Consider the following 14,573-nt stretch of genomic DNA (forward strand, 5'->3'; position numbering starts at 1 on the left):
TCTTGCATCAAGACGAAAAACCTCTTTCATTGTTTGTGGAGAACTCCAATGATACCTGATTTTTTCGTCTTGGTGTTTTTATTTTGGAATTTTATTGAAAGTGGCTAACTTGATTATAAAATTCGCCATAAAATTTATATTGGACAATTAGTTGAAAAAAATGGCAGCGATAAAACAATTGTCTTAATCAGACTCAAAGAAGATAATCAGGATAATCAAGCAAAGGTTAAGAAGTACATTCAATACCAAGCAGATGATCTGGGTATTTCACCAACGATTCACTTCACTAATAATTAATAACTATTAATAAAATACTTTCTGTACATTAATAGGGATGTTGGAAGATTTATAGTAGCTGTTTCAATATTAATGGTTATATAATTAGGCGAAACGAAATGGGGGATAGACAAATGACACGTAAAGTTATCTTATTCGTTACTCAAACATTAGACGGTTATATTGCAGACGCCGGCGGTAATATCGACTTCTTGTGGAATTCAGATTTCACCAATGGCGATTCTGCTGACAAAGAATATGAAAAATTTGCCAAACGCGTTGATACAGTTGTGATGGGACGTCACACCTATAATCAAATCGTTAATGATATGTCCCCAAATAATTATCCCTATGCCGATTATGAAAACTATGTCATGACAACTCATCCCTTAGACGATGCCGATAATATCCATTTTATTAATGGGAAAGTGGCTGAAGTTATTCAAAACCTCAAAGAAGAATCCTCAAAGCGTGATATCTGGATAATTGGTGGCAGTAATGTCATTGCTCCATTAGTCAACGCTGATTTAATTGATATTTATCATATTGGAGTGGTACCCGTTGTTTTGGGTAAAGGTATTCCACTATTTTCTGATGCAGTAAAGTTTAAAGAATTGAGTTTAAATTCAGTCAAGAAAGTTAATGAAATTGTTTATTTGGAATATGTAAAATAAGTTATCTTGTGAGAGATTTTAAAGATAAATTGAATTAAAAAATTAAGATAGTTTAATTTCCTGAAAATGGATATTAAACTATCTTTTTTTGTAAAAAATACTTCAACATTTTATTAGTATTATTGATAAATTGAATAAAAATATATTTATAAAGGTGTTAAACTTAAAATGATTAATAATGGGGGAGGGGACAATTTATGAATAAGAAAACAAAATATATAGGGAGTGCAGTTGCAGTGGCTCTTTTGGTCGCTGGTGCGCCTGTAATTGTCCCTATGATAAATAATCCTACACAAATACAGGCCACAGCAACGACCTATGATCCTAATAAGCTTTATGGTGAAATTAATGACGGTGTCGTTATTAACTCTGATGATAATTTTACGCAAGCGTATTTTACTGCTTTTAAAAACCAATTTGTTAATCAGTATATTTCTAGCCAAACCATGTTGGATATTTTAGGAGGAAATAAAGACGAATACGAGAAATATAATCACTATTCTTATTTTGACCCTCAAAATCCTGCAGAATTTAAAGATTTTCAAGACGATAGTTTTGTTAAACTTTTAAAAAGTGAGCAAAGTATAAATCCTTTTGAAAAGGAATTTGTTACTGAATATAATGATACGAATTATTATTTCCATGATGTCCTTGCTGATATTAAAATTACGGATGCTAATGGAGATCAAGTTCAATTAAGAGATGTAACTGATTATGATAATGCAATTACTAGCTTTACTAATGGTACGATACCGTTTCCTCTACATCTTACTGTCCAGTTATCTACCGACCCTAAAGAGTCACGCTATAATCCATCAACGCTAACACGATTAGATTCAGACTTGACCGATATTACTTTTACTATTAGCCAAAATAAATTTGATATTACGCAAAAAAATAGTTCAAACCATGTTGGAAATCCAGTTGATAGTAGTTCTCGCAATGTTGACTCTCTTTCAATTACCGATGACGCTAATAAGGATGGTAATAAAGGCGTATTGCCAGCTTATGGTAAGAGCTTGTTTGATAGTAAGGATGATGCAATTAATTATGTAAAACAGGAGGGAATTAGTCCCACTGCTTCAAATCAAGGTGATACTAAAGCGATTGATTCAGACGGCAAGATTGCTAAATCAGGAACCTATTATCAAACAGTGTCATATAATTTAAAAAAAATTGCTGAGGGCAGTGATACAGCTCTCTCAGCTATGATTTCTGGAGGAGAAGATACTAATACTAAGAGAAGTGTTCCCACATACGATACAAAAATAACAGATGGTGTAAATAGTAAGAAAGCTGTTGAAGGAACTGATTTCGTAGTCAATAATGGTTGGCTGACAGTAGTTCGTCAAGTAAGCGTTCCATATTATGTTAGTCCTGAAATGGAAAAGCAATCTGTAAATGTTGGCGATTCTTCTGATGGTGCAAGTAATGGAGCTTCTTTAATTGAAAGTTCTGGTAATGATTTAGGTATAATTCAAACTACCTATGGTCATAAATATTACACTGATTCATCTGGAAAAATAGAAGATACAGATGTTGAAAATGATTCGAAATTTAATAAGTCTGGTATTTATTATCGAAAAGTAACTTTTACCTTGCCTAATGTATCTGACTTAGATTTTTCACAAGAACCAATCGATGAAACTGAAAATACCGTCACCTTTATGCAAGAAGTTGATGTAAAGGGTTCAGTTGACAAGAATATCGAAACCCCTACGCTGTCTCTTAATTCTTCATCAAATTCAAATGAAGCTACTGGTGATAATGGAACAGAAAATGATAATACTTTGAAAGACGCTAATGGGTCTTCCTTGGTAGATAATAGCAAGGGTGATTATTTTGGCATAAGTTTTGGCACGAATTATTATGAATATGATTCTGAAAAGTATAATAATGATTCAGAATATGTTTCTGATTTGAATTCTAAAGTTTGGGATAATGATTCTGAACAAGCTACACAGAATGTACTAGATGAAAACGGTAACTTTATAAAAGCAGGTAATTACTTACGGACAATTGAATTTTATTTAACGGATGGTGCAATTGATACTCATACATTTGGGAACGATAGTTCATCTTATAAATTGGATAGAAAAAATAATACTGTAACTTATATTCAAAAAGTTAATATCTCTCCCATTAAGATTAGAGTTAATATTGCTCCAGTAGTAGCTCAGAAGGGATACACCATGGTTGCTGATAGTACTGATTGGATCCTTTTAAATGGAGTAGCTCAATTAACTGACGAGAATAATAAGCCATATTATACAATCAGCAGTACTATTGGAGTAAATATTTATAATAATCTACAAGATGCCTTAACGGGTGAAAATCCACATTTATCAAGTGATACTTTTAAATCCGGTGTTCTTTATTATCGAACTATAACTTTTAAAGTGGATAAAAATGATGATGTTAATAATTATGTGTTTGAACCAAGTGTAAGTACTATATCCAATTATATTAAAGATGAAGAAAATAATACGATTACTTTTGTTCAAGAGATTACAGTTGAAGATAGTGTTAAAGCAACAGTGCCTGATTTGAAAGTTTATCCTGGAACAAAGTTTTCAGATATAAGTAAAGATATCAGTGGCTTTAAATTAATTTCACAATCGAACCAAGAACCTTTAGATGGTTCAGCACGACTTATTAATTCGAGTGATTTGGGTTCAAGCGGTAGTGATATATTGTATTTTCCAGCAGATGCAGAAGGTAATCCTGATATAAGTTTACCGGTAGGCTATAATAATACAAAATTTGGTGAGATATATTATCGTATAATTGGATTTGAATTAGCACATAATCAACCAGATTATAATTTTGATAATGATGATAAATTTGTTAAACTCCTTAATGATAATACTCCAATGTATCTCCAAAAAATTAGTGTCGTAGCACCAGTAAATGAACAAATTACCACTGTTTATGGCAAGAAGGGCGATTCTGTTAGCTCAATTGATATGGGTGACAATGATTTAACGATTGATAGTAGTATTACTGACGGCAACAATTCAATTATTTATGGTGAACAGACCACAGTTGGTGACGAGTATTTTGCTAATGCTTCAGATGCTATCAATAATAATAGTGAAAAATCATTAGGTTCAACTATTAAAGGTACGCCGGGCACCTATTATAGAAGTATTACTTTTTTTCTAAAGATTAATCCAGTACTCAAGAATGATCCATCAAGTTATTACGAATTTGATGGTGACGAAGGTACTGACTATTTGATTAACTATGGTGTGATGGTCACCCTTGCACAACCTATTGTTGTAGAATCAGAGTCTACTGGCGGATCTGGTTCTAATGTTAATGATGATTGGACTTATTTAGATATGTCTGGAGTAATTACAACTAAGAGCAATCAACCATATTACACTTTAAATAATGATGATAATGATTCAATTTCAAATCGGAAATTGGCTGAGAACACTTCTTGGAAAGTTGATATGTATCGGACTAACAAAGAAGGTGTCACACAATATCGTGTCGCAACAGGAGAATGGATTGACGCTGAAGATGTTATCCTTGGTGAACCAAACACTGGTGACGATGATTGGACTTATACTCCAGTAGCTGGTGTTGTTACAACCAAGACAACCCAAGATAATTATGCATTGGACAATCATGAAAACGACCAAATTGGTAATCGTGGTTTAGCTGAAGACACCGCCTGGGTAACCGATTGGTATCGGACAAATCACGAAGGCGTCGAACAATATCGTGTTGCCACCGGTGAATGGGTCAATGCCAACGATGTTATCTTTAAAGATGCTTCTTCAGGTGATTGGACGTACACAAGAATCAACGGAGTTGTTACAACCAAGACAACTCAAGACAATTATGCATTAAACAATCACGAAAATGACCAAATCACTAATCGCGGTCTAGCTAAGAACACGGCTTGGATAACCGATTGGTACCGGACAAATCACGAAGGCGTTGAACAATATCGTGTTGCCACCGGAGAATGGGTCAACGTTAACGATGTTTACTTCAAGCAGACTGGTTCAATCGATGCTTTATCGAATCTGACAAAGGTTGACGGAATCGTTAACTTGGATGCAAGCAGTTCGTATTACAGTCTCTACAATCAAAATGGTCAATTAATTTCAGATTATTCATTAGCCAAGAATACTTCATGGAAGGCAGATTATCGTGCTCAAGACGACGCTGGTAATATTTATTATCACGTTGGCAATAATGAGTGGATCAAAGTTGTTCAGGGAGTTAGCTTTGAATAAGACTAAAATTTAAATAAGAAAATCCACTGGTTCAAGTAATTGAATCGGTGGATTTTTTTGGAATAAGTATGTGTGACACGTATGCTAGCATAACTAACAAGTAATTTTTTAAACTGAGAGGTGAGATTATACTGGATTCATCAAGTCAGTTAGAAGGAAATAATATGAAGAGAGTTTTAGTTTTAGGCGCTAATGGTCAAGTCGCCAGAATCGTGGAGAGCAGGATTTTGCAAGAGCAGGCAGATGTGAAATTAACCTTGTTTTTGCGCAACAGCAGTCGTTTGGATTCACTGAAAAATAATGAGAACGTCACGATTGTCGATGGGGATGTCACTAATTTTAATGACGTCAATTCCGCTATGAAAGGCCAAGATTTAGTTTATATTTCAATGGTCGATCACACTTCTGACAATATTATTACTAATAATGTCGTTAAGGCGATACGGGCAAATAAGGTTTCACGGATTGTAGCAACCAATTTACTTGGTATCTACAATGAAGTACCTGGTGAATTCGGTCGTTGGAATTATAGTATGGTCAAAAGTGGCTTGCCAGCGGCCATTAATGCGGATAAGATTCTGTCAGAATCAGGTTTAACTTATACGACACTTCGCTTCCCCTGGCTAAATGATCGTGATGAGGTTAAGTATTCGATTACTCATAAAGATGAAGAATATGTTGGAGTATCTGGTTCACGTCAAAGTATGGCTGATGTTATCGTTAAAATTATCTCCGATTCAAAATATTTGGCGAACGATTCAGTCGGAATCGCTGATCCCAATACGCAAGGTAAAGATAGACCGGTATATTAATTCAAAAAGGAAATCAGACGTTTTAAATCGTCATGATTTCCTTTTTTATTGTAATTTATTCCAAGTGTTATGAATTTCTTTGATCAAGGGATTCAGTTGTGATTTCTTTTCTTTAAGGTAGGTGACATATAAATCCATTGAAGCATCCTTATCACTGATAGGAACTTTGATCCGATCGTCATTTTCAATTAACGAACGGTCGACTTTAGATATATTGGTAGTGAAATAAGGGAAATTTGAATATTGGGTGATTTCTGAAAAGGCAGCCCTTTGAGCTTGATAAAGAAATTTAGCATCAGGAATCTCTTGTTGGATAATATCTTTCCAAACTCCGATGTCAGTTAAAACGATAAAGCTAAGTCCTTTTAATTGTTTGAAGGTAACTGAATTCAAACTAGCTAACGCCATGAATTTATCCAAATTAACTGATAATTTTTCAGTTCCAATATAAAGTGATTCTACAGCGGGTGTTTGGAACTCTTGGTTGGTGATAATTATGGAATAGTTATTTTCAATCAAGCTTTGTGTCACATTGTCAGTTGAAAAAAGGGTTTTGTCGACTTTAACATTTTTGGCTAAATCTTTCATCGTATCGAATAAAATTAAAGGTCCAGGGACGGCAGAGGCAACTTTAATAACTCGATGTCCCAAATCAAAATTCCTTATATTGTCGTAGAATTGTTGGTTGGCTTTTAATACCCCTTGAGCTTCAGTGGCAGCTAGTTCACCTGTTTTAGTTAAGGATATTCGATTGGGCTGACGATTGAATATTTGTACGCCTAATTCATCCTCCAGCTTTTGCATTCCACGTGTAACAGTCGGTTGAGTTACCATCAGGTGTTCAGCAGTCGCCGCCAGTGTGCCATACTTTTTAAATGCGACTAGTTCTTCAAGCAAATAGTTATCGATCAAAGAAATCACCTCTTAGTATTCGATAAACGCATACTACCATTCCTATTTAGTAATTTTCAAGCAAAGACAATCAGGATAGTATAAACATTGTTAAAGAGAAAAACGGAGGCAAAAATATGCAAACAGTTAAATTAAATAATGGCATCGAAATGCCACAATTAGGATTTGGTGTTTTCCAAGTTACCGATTTGAAACAATGTGAACAAGCAGTAGTTGATGCTATCGATTCAGGCTACAGATTGATCGATACTGCGGCAGCCTATCAAAATGAAGAGGCTGTTGGTCGTGCTATCAAAAAAAGCGGCATTGATAGAAAAGATATTTTTTTAACATCAAAACTTTGGGTCTCAGATGCTAATTATGAACGTGCTAAAAAAGCCATTGATACTTCTCTTGAAAAATTAGATACCGATTATCTTGATTTGTACTTGATGCACCAACCTTATGGGGATGTTGCTGGAGCTTGGCGTGCAATGAGTGAAGCTTATAAAGCTGGTAAAATTCGCGCTATTGGAGTTTCTAACTTTTACGCTGACCAAGTTAAGAACCTTGAATTATCAAATGAAGTTAAACCAGTTCTCAATCAAATTGAGGTCAGTCCTTGGTATCAACAAAATAATGAAGTTAAGTTCAATCAAGGCGAAGATATTCAAGTTGAAGCATGGGCACCATTCGCTGAAGGTAAACATGACATCTTTACTAATGAAACGATTGCTAAAATTGCCAAAAAATATGATAAGTCAAATGGTCAAGTTATCTTAAGATGGTTGTTACAACGCGGCATCGTAGTTATTCCTAAGTCAGTTCACAAGAACCGTATGGAAGAAAACATCAATGTTTTTGATTTTGAATTGTCAGATGACGACATGAAAGTTATGTCCTCATTAGATAAACACGAAAGTCAATTTTTTGATCACCGTGATCCAACAACAATCGAACAAATCTTTGGTTCAAGCTTAGCAAATTTAAAATAATCAATTAGGAGAGTTCAGACTTTGAAAGCAGCAACATTTGTAGAACCAGGAAAAGTAGAAGTCAGAGATTATGATATGCCTAAGATTCAACAACCAACTGATGCAATCATTAAGATTGTTCGTGCCTGTGTCTGTGGATCAGACTTGTGGTGGTACCGTGGAATTTCTAAACGTGAAAAAGGCTCAACTGTTGGTCACGAAGCTATCGGAATCGTTCAAGAAGTTGGAACAGATGTTAAAGACGTTAAAGTTGGCGACTTTGTAATTGCTCCATTTACTCATGGTTGCGGTCACTGTGCTGCTTGTCTAGCTGGTTTTGACGGAGATTGTATGAATAAAGAAGCTGGTGGCAACGGTGGTTATCAAGGTGAATACTTGAGATTCATCAATGCCAACTGGGCTCTAGTTAAGATTCCTGGTCAACCAGAAGATTATTCAGATGAGATGCTCAACAATTTCTTAGCTTTGGCTGATGTTATGGCTACTGGTTACCATGCTGCAGCTAGTGCTGAAGTTAAAGATGGCGATACAGTTGTTGTCATGGGTGATGGTGCTGTTGGACTATCTGGCGTTATTTCTGCTAAATTACGTGGTGCAAAACGTATCATTGCGATGAGTCGTCATGAAGATAGACAAAAATTGGCTAAAGAATTTGGAGCAACTGACATTATCCCTGAACGTGGCGATGAGGCAGTTGAAAAAGTTATGAAGTTAACAGATGGCAATGGTGCTGATGCGGTTCTTGAATGTGTCTGGACTGAACAATCAGTCGATACGTCTGTTAAAGTCGGCCGTCCTGGTGCCATCGTTGGTCGTGTCGGCGTTCCTCAAAAACCAGAAATGAATACTAATAATTTGTTCTGGAAGAATATTGGACTTCGTGGTGGAATTGCTTCAGTTACAACCGATGATAAGAATATTTTGTTAGATGTTGTTTTGAGTGGCAAAATTAACCCTGGAAAAGTCTTCACTAAGAGATTTACGCTTGATCAAATTCAAGATGCTTATGAAGCTATGGATAAGCGGACAGCTATCAAATCATTGATTATTGTCAGTGATAAGTAAATTTTAGAAAATAAGATAGAAAAAGAACACTTTATGAATTCACGCGAAATTTATGGAGTGTTCTTTTTAATAGTAGTCTGTAAATCATCTAAAAATAATTTTCCAACATTAGGCAAATGACGGTCTTTACTCCAAATAAGCGTGTTAGGGTCAGTCAATTCTGGTTCCAAGGGTCGAAAAACTAAGCCCGTATTGGAAGGCGAATCAATCAAATCATCATAAGTCAAAGCCATGCAAGCGCCAGTTTTGACCAAGAGGGCAGCGTTAAATATCAGATTATAACTGCCGACAAAATTGAATTGTTCATACAATCCATTGCTCCATTGATTGAGCAATTGGTGTTCTTTAGCTTGGCGTGACGTTATCAAAGTTCTCCCCAATAAGTCGCTAGGTTGAATGCTTTTTTGATGAGCCAGCTGTTCATCTTCACGCATGATTACACCCCAACGGTTTTTAGCAGGTAAGACTAAAGTATTGTAATTGCTTAAATCGCGATGTCCCATGATAACGCCAAATTCCAAGACGCCACTGTCTAGTTCAGAGAGGATTTCCTCGCCGTCACCACTGTGGAGATTGATATGAACCTCGGGATACTTGTGTAAAATATTTTTAACAGCTTCCATAACATACTTGATGGCGATACTTTCGCCCGCACCAATATCTAAGGTTCCACTAACTACGTCTTGTTTTTGCAAGTTGTAGGTCGTTTTGTTGACTAAACCAATGATTTCTTCAGCTCGTTCTAACAAATAATATCCCTCTTGAGTCAGTTGAATGTGGCGATGCTTACGTTCAAACAGCTTGATTCCTAATTCGGCCTCGAGTTCTGAGATTTGTTTGGAAAGTGCCGGTTGTGAAACGTGCAACATCCGTGCAGCTTTTGACATGTTTTGTTCACGTGCGATAGTAACGAAATAACGAAGAACTCTGATATCCATAGGTTTGCCTCGATTGATAATTAAAAGTTATAGTAATTGATTATTAATAAGTATTTAACATTATATTAGTCAGTTTGTATACTTGAGTCAATCAGTTAGGAAACGAGGTGAACTGATGACTAAAAAAATGAATTTAGGAACAGAAGCTTATGATCAAGTTGAAAAAATCAACCAGATCAATCAAAAGCTAGTTCAAGAATTAAATACCGGTGCTCACGAACCAAACGAGATTCGTCAGGCCGTTGAAAAGATAACGAATGAAAAAATTGATTCAACAACGGAAATTCGTTTGCCATTTCGGACCGATTTTGGTCGAAATTTACATATTGGTAAAAAAGTTTATATCAGCAGTTGTTCAATGTTCGTTGATCTAGGTGGAATTTACATTGGCGATAAAGTTTTGATTGGACCTAATGCCACGATTGCTTCCGTCAATCACCAAGTTCAACCTAGCAAACGTCGGCATTTGGAACTGAAACCAGTTTATATTCACGACAATGCTTGGCTAGGCGCTAACGTTACGATTACACCGGGGACGGTCATTGGTGAAAATGCTGTTGTCGCAGCCGGTGCTGTGGTAACACGCAATGTCCCTGCTAACACCATTGTCGGTGGAGTTCCAGCTAGTGTTATCAAAACGATCAAGGAGAAAAACTAAATGAGTGTAAACGACAAAGTAGTGGTAATTATGGGAGCTTCCAGTGGTATCGGAGCCGCAACAGTGCAGCTGATGTGACAAAAGCTGATGAAGTGTAGAATGTTATCGATACGCCCAAGAATATGGCTGTTAATGAAATGGTAATTCGTCCTACGGGACAAGAAGTTTAATAAAATTTATAATGAATATGATTACAAATAATGGAGGGCAATTTATGTCAGTATTTGATGAAACTTACACAATGAACAATGGAATCAAGATTCCTAGATTAGCTTTAGGAGTTTGGGAAATACCTGATGACAAGGTCGCAGATGCAGTTGAAAATGCTGTGGCCATTGGCTATCGTCACATTGATACAGCCCAAGCATATGGTAATGAACGTGGTGTTGGTGAAGGTATTAAAAATACCAATGTTTCACGTGATGAGATTTTTGTTAATTCAAAAGTTGCCGCTGAACTCAAAAATTACGATGACGCTAAGAAATCCATCGATGAAACTTTGAAAAAGATGGACTTAGATTACTTGGATATGATGATTATTCACAATCCCCAACCATGGAACGAAGTTAACCAAGGTAACGACCGTCACTTTGAAGGTAATTTGGAAGCTTGGCGTGCCATGGAAGATGCTGTTAAAGCTGGTAAATTAAAGACTATCGGAGTTTCAAGTTTCCAAAAAGAAGACTTGGACAATTTGATTAAGAACAGCGATACTAAGCCTGCTGTTAACCAAATCCAAATCCACATTGGCGATACGCCACTAGATCTTATCAAGTATTCACAAGATAACGATATCGTGGTCGAAGCCTTCTCACCAATTGCTCACGGTGCTGCTATGAACAATGATGTTATCAAGAAGATGGCTGCTAAGTATAATGTCAGCGTTCCTCAATTGTGCATTCGCTTCGATTGGCAATTGAATGTCGTTGTCTTGCCTAAGACAGCTACCCCCGACCACATGAAGTCAAATGCCGATATCGACTTTGAAATTTCTGATGAAGATATGGCAACTTTGGCTAAACAAGATAAGATGGACTATGGCGATGCCAGTGCTTATCCTGTCTTTGGTGGAAAAATTAAATAGTTTTAGTAAGAGAATAGAAATCACAGCAATGAAAGTAACATTATCATTGCTGTTTTTTTGTCGTTTAAAATCATTATTGTATAATTTGGGAAAGAAAAGTTTTTAGGAGAAAAATGGCTGATACTAGAAAATTAGAAGATATAATTCCAGAATTTCTGGAAAGTTCTGAGTGTAAACAACTTCATGACTATTCTCGAGAAATGATTGTTAGAGGCATCAAGATGATCAGTGCAGTGACAGATAATTCTGATTTTGGCGATTACACTAAATGGGATGAAGAGTTTATCGTCAGTTTGATTATGTCGATGGTCGATGAATTGGATGAAGGCGATGTTAAGTCTTTTAGAATGGTCACAACGATTTACGATATTATTAAAGCTGTTTTGAATTATTTAGCAGCGAATAAAAAAATTTCTGTCTCATCTAAAAAATTAAAACAACTTTTAAATGTCTTGGAAGTAAAAATTGGTCTTAACGGCAAATTCCCAGAAGCACAAATGGCTAAACCAGATCATAATAATCCGAATCTTCCTAGATGGAGTCAACATATTGCTGATAACATTGCTAGTTACGCTGATAAATGGGTCGAAACTTATGTTCAAAGTCCAGAGTGGAAAAAACGTCCAGAAGGTGTGACAGCCGATTTTTTGGATTTGATTATGTCAGCTTTAACAGAATTTGGCTACAATATTTATCGCAAAACTCCTAAGTCTTGGACTAGAAAAGCCGTGACTGAAATTATGCAGATGGAATTTGTTGAGAATTTAGATTTAGCGGAAGATGATTATAAAAAAATAGTTCCGGCACTTTCAGGATTATTCGATTTCGTTGCTCAAAAAGGTTGGCTCAAAGAAAAGAAGGCCGAAAGTTATAAACGATTTTTGATTGCCGGTGAACCTAAGATGCTAGCAGAAGCTGAAAAAGAATTTGAATTAAGAAAAAAAGATAATAATGTTATTTCATTAGACGAAGCTAGAAAAAAGAAGCACTCATAATAATGGGTGCTTCTTTTATTCCTCGAGAAATTGGATTACTGAAGTGGAGAATCGTTTGAAATGTTGGAAAAGACTGCCATGTCCAGCATCGGAATAGATTATTAGAGTACTATTAGGAATTCTTCGATTTAATTCATATGAATTTATGGTCGGAACCATAATGTCATTGGCGCCGTCGACAATTAACGTTGGTTTTGTAATTATTGATAAATCATTGGGTTTGGCTTTAGCCCAAGCATTGATAGCTTTTAACTGTCTCAAATAAACCGCTGGGGTGGCATTTTTATCACGATTGAATTTTCTAGTTTTAATTTGTTTCAAGTAAGTTTTGGTCATCATTTTTTCATTAGGTATCTTAGTGAAAAATAAATATGACCTGATATTGTTTATGTGTGATAACGATTTTAAAAATTTAGGGTTATTAATTTTTTCAGCAATGGAAACACCAACTCCGCCACGAGGACCAGTGCCAGCTAAAATGATTTTTCTGACGATAGTCGAGTCGAGTTCCAATAATTCTTGAACTACCATACCGCCCATGGAAAAGCCGAGGACGTCGATTTGTTTTAAATTCAAAGCTCGAATAAACGTTAAAGCATCGAGTGCCATTTGTCTGATTGAAGTCGGAACTTTGCCACTGGAATTACCAACGCCAGTGTTGTCAAAAATTATCAGGTGTCTTTTTGTAGCAAGACGGTTGATCAAACGGGAATCCCAAGTGTCCAAAGTTCCAGCCATGAAGTTGAAAAAAACTAATGGAATATCTTTATCATTTCCCAATTCTCGATAGGTAAAGGTGATTCCAGATGTGCTGGTAATTGTTTTGTTTGGAGCTGTTAAATAATCTTGTGACATTTTAACCTCCACTTGACGAAATCTTTTAGCTTCATTGTAGTATACGAATGACGAATACTACCATACTCATTTAGTAATTTTTATATATCTAATTTAGTTATATTATTAAGATGTACAAAAAGTGAAAAGGAGAGAAATATGGCAGAGACAAATATTCCAACATTTAAATTAAACGATGGTACTGAAATTCCATCATTCGGTTTTGGAGTTTTCAAGATTCCAGCCGACGGTTCAACTTATAAAGCAGTTGCTGATGCTTTGAAGTTAGGCTACCGTCACATTGATACAGCAGTTGCTTACTTCAACGAGCAAGAAGTTGGTAAGGCTATCAAAGATAGCGGTATTCCTCGTGACCAAATTTGGGTAACTTCTAAGATGTGGTTACAGGACTTCGCCTATGAAGATGCTAAGAAGGCCATCGATACTTCACTTAATAAACTAGGTTTAGATTATATTGACCTTTACTTGATTCACCAACCATATGGCAAAGTTGATGAAGCATGGAAAGCTATGGAAGAAGCTAAAAAGGCCGGCAAGATTCGCTCAATCGGTGTTTCCAATATGACAGTTAAAATCTGGAATGAATTTGTTCCAAAGTTTGCGACAATGCCTAGTGTCAACCAAGTTCAATTCAATCCATATTTCCAACAAAAAGATTTGCGTAAGACTATGGCTAAAGCTCATGTAACACTTGAAGCTTGGGGTCCACTTGGCCAAGGCGATAAGGAATTGTTTAATGAACCAATCCTTAATGATATGGCTAAGAAATACGGCAAGGATGTCGGCCAAATCATCTTGCGCTTCGAACATCAAGAAGGTGTAATCGTCTTCCCTAAGTCAGTTCATGAAGCTCGTATCAAGTCAAATAAGGAAATCTTTGACTTCGAGTTAACATCTGACGAAATGGACGCTATTCGTGCTCTTGACCGTAATGGTAAGGGAATGCACGATCCTGATGCTCCTGGTGTTAAAGATCAATTATTAGGTGCTTTTGACGTTCACGCTAATGATTAATAAATAAGTTTTTAAAATACTGATGGTAATCTATTTTTGATTATCATCAGTATTTTTGTATAA

The 14,573-nt window shown here is 35.9% G+C and carries 12 protein-coding genes and 1 pseudogene; 10 read left to right on the plus strand and 3 right to left on the minus strand.

Annotation, left to right across the window (positions count from 1 at the left end; all coding sequences use genetic code 11):
* Window positions 1-410: 410 nt before the first annotated feature.
* The 3 genes from FHL06_RS07365 (at window position 411) to FHL06_RS07375 (ending at window position 6,015) form a co-directional block, all read left to right on the plus strand.
* On the plus strand, window positions 411-950 hold the full coding sequence (locus FHL06_RS07365) for a dihydrofolate reductase family protein (protein WP_153385587.1): 540 nt from the start codon (window positions 411-413) through the stop codon (window positions 948-950).
* A gap of 197 nt (window positions 951-1,147) precedes the next feature.
* A complete protein-coding gene (locus FHL06_RS07370; protein WP_153385588.1) occupies window positions 1,148-5,203 on the plus strand; it encodes a hypothetical protein in 4,056 nt (1,351 codons plus the stop codon).
* Between the two features lie 164 nt (window positions 5,204-5,367).
* Window positions 5,368-6,015: an NAD(P)H-binding protein gene (locus FHL06_RS07375; RefSeq protein ID WP_153385589.1), complete on the plus strand. Its 648-nt coding sequence runs from the start codon at window positions 5,368-5,370 to the stop codon at window positions 6,013-6,015.
* A gap of 45 nt (window positions 6,016-6,060) precedes the next feature.
* Here the strand turns inward: FHL06_RS07375 and FHL06_RS07380 are convergent, their stop codons facing one another.
* Window positions 6,061-6,927, minus strand: coding sequence for a LysR family transcriptional regulator (locus FHL06_RS07380; protein ID WP_153385590.1), 867 nt, complete (start codon window positions 6,925-6,927; stop codon window positions 6,061-6,063).
* A gap of 116 nt (window positions 6,928-7,043) precedes the next feature.
* Between FHL06_RS07380 and FHL06_RS07385 the strand changes: the two genes are divergently transcribed.
* The gene (locus tag FHL06_RS07385) at window positions 7,044-7,901 is read left to right on the plus strand and encodes an aldo/keto reductase (protein WP_153385591.1); all 858 of its coding nucleotides are present in this window, start codon (window positions 7,044-7,046) and stop codon (window positions 7,899-7,901) included.
* 21 nt (window positions 7,902-7,922) lie between these two features.
* Window positions 7,923-8,966: a zinc-dependent alcohol dehydrogenase family protein gene (locus tag FHL06_RS07390; protein ID WP_153385592.1), complete on the plus strand. Its 1,044-nt coding sequence runs from the start codon at window positions 7,923-7,925 to the stop codon at window positions 8,964-8,966.
* 50 nt (window positions 8,967-9,016) lie between these two features.
* On the opposite strand, the gene FHL06_RS07395 is transcribed toward FHL06_RS07390, so the two are convergent.
* Complete coding sequence (locus tag FHL06_RS07395; RefSeq protein ID WP_153385593.1) at window positions 9,017-9,904, minus strand: LysR family transcriptional regulator; 888 nt, start codon at window positions 9,902-9,904, stop codon at window positions 9,017-9,019.
* Between the two features lie 115 nt (window positions 9,905-10,019).
* Between FHL06_RS07395 and FHL06_RS07400 the strand changes: the two genes are divergently transcribed.
* The 4 genes and pseudogenes from FHL06_RS07400 to FHL06_RS07410 all read left to right on the plus strand — a co-directional run bounded on the left by FHL06_RS07400 (window position 10,020) and on the right by FHL06_RS07410 (window position 12,641).
* A complete protein-coding gene (locus FHL06_RS07400) occupies window positions 10,020-10,562 on the plus strand; it encodes a DapH/DapD/GlmU-related protein (protein ID WP_153385594.1) in 543 nt (180 codons plus the stop codon).
* Window positions 10,563-10,637: pseudogene (locus FHL06_RS15200) on the plus strand (SDR family oxidoreductase); the annotation flags it as partial. It abuts the gene before it with no gap.
* 139 nt (window positions 10,638-10,776) lie between these two features.
* A complete protein-coding gene (locus FHL06_RS07405) occupies window positions 10,777-11,646 on the plus strand; it encodes an aldo/keto reductase (protein WP_153385595.1) in 870 nt (289 codons plus the stop codon).
* Window positions 11,647-11,759: 113 nt separating this feature from the next.
* Window positions 11,760-12,641, plus strand: coding sequence for a hypothetical protein (locus tag FHL06_RS07410; RefSeq protein WP_153385596.1), 882 nt, complete (start codon window positions 11,760-11,762; stop codon window positions 12,639-12,641).
* Between the two features lie 15 nt (window positions 12,642-12,656).
* Here the strand turns inward: FHL06_RS07410 and FHL06_RS07415 are convergent, their stop codons facing one another.
* On the minus strand, window positions 12,657-13,496 hold the full coding sequence (locus tag FHL06_RS07415; RefSeq protein WP_153385597.1) for an alpha/beta fold hydrolase: 840 nt from the start codon (window positions 13,494-13,496) through the stop codon (window positions 12,657-12,659).
* A 138-nt stretch (window positions 13,497-13,634) separates the two neighbouring features.
* On the opposite strand from FHL06_RS07415, the gene FHL06_RS07420 reads away from it, so the two are divergent.
* Complete coding sequence (locus FHL06_RS07420; RefSeq protein WP_153385598.1) at window positions 13,635-14,510, plus strand: aldo/keto reductase; 876 nt, start codon at window positions 13,635-13,637, stop codon at window positions 14,508-14,510.
* Window positions 14,511-14,573: the final 63 nt, after the last annotated feature.

Origin of the sequence: Companilactobacillus halodurans, from assembly GCF_009600985.1 — a bacterium.
In the GTDB taxonomy this organism is placed as follows: Bacteria; Bacillota; Bacilli; order Lactobacillales; family Lactobacillaceae; genus Companilactobacillus; species Companilactobacillus halodurans.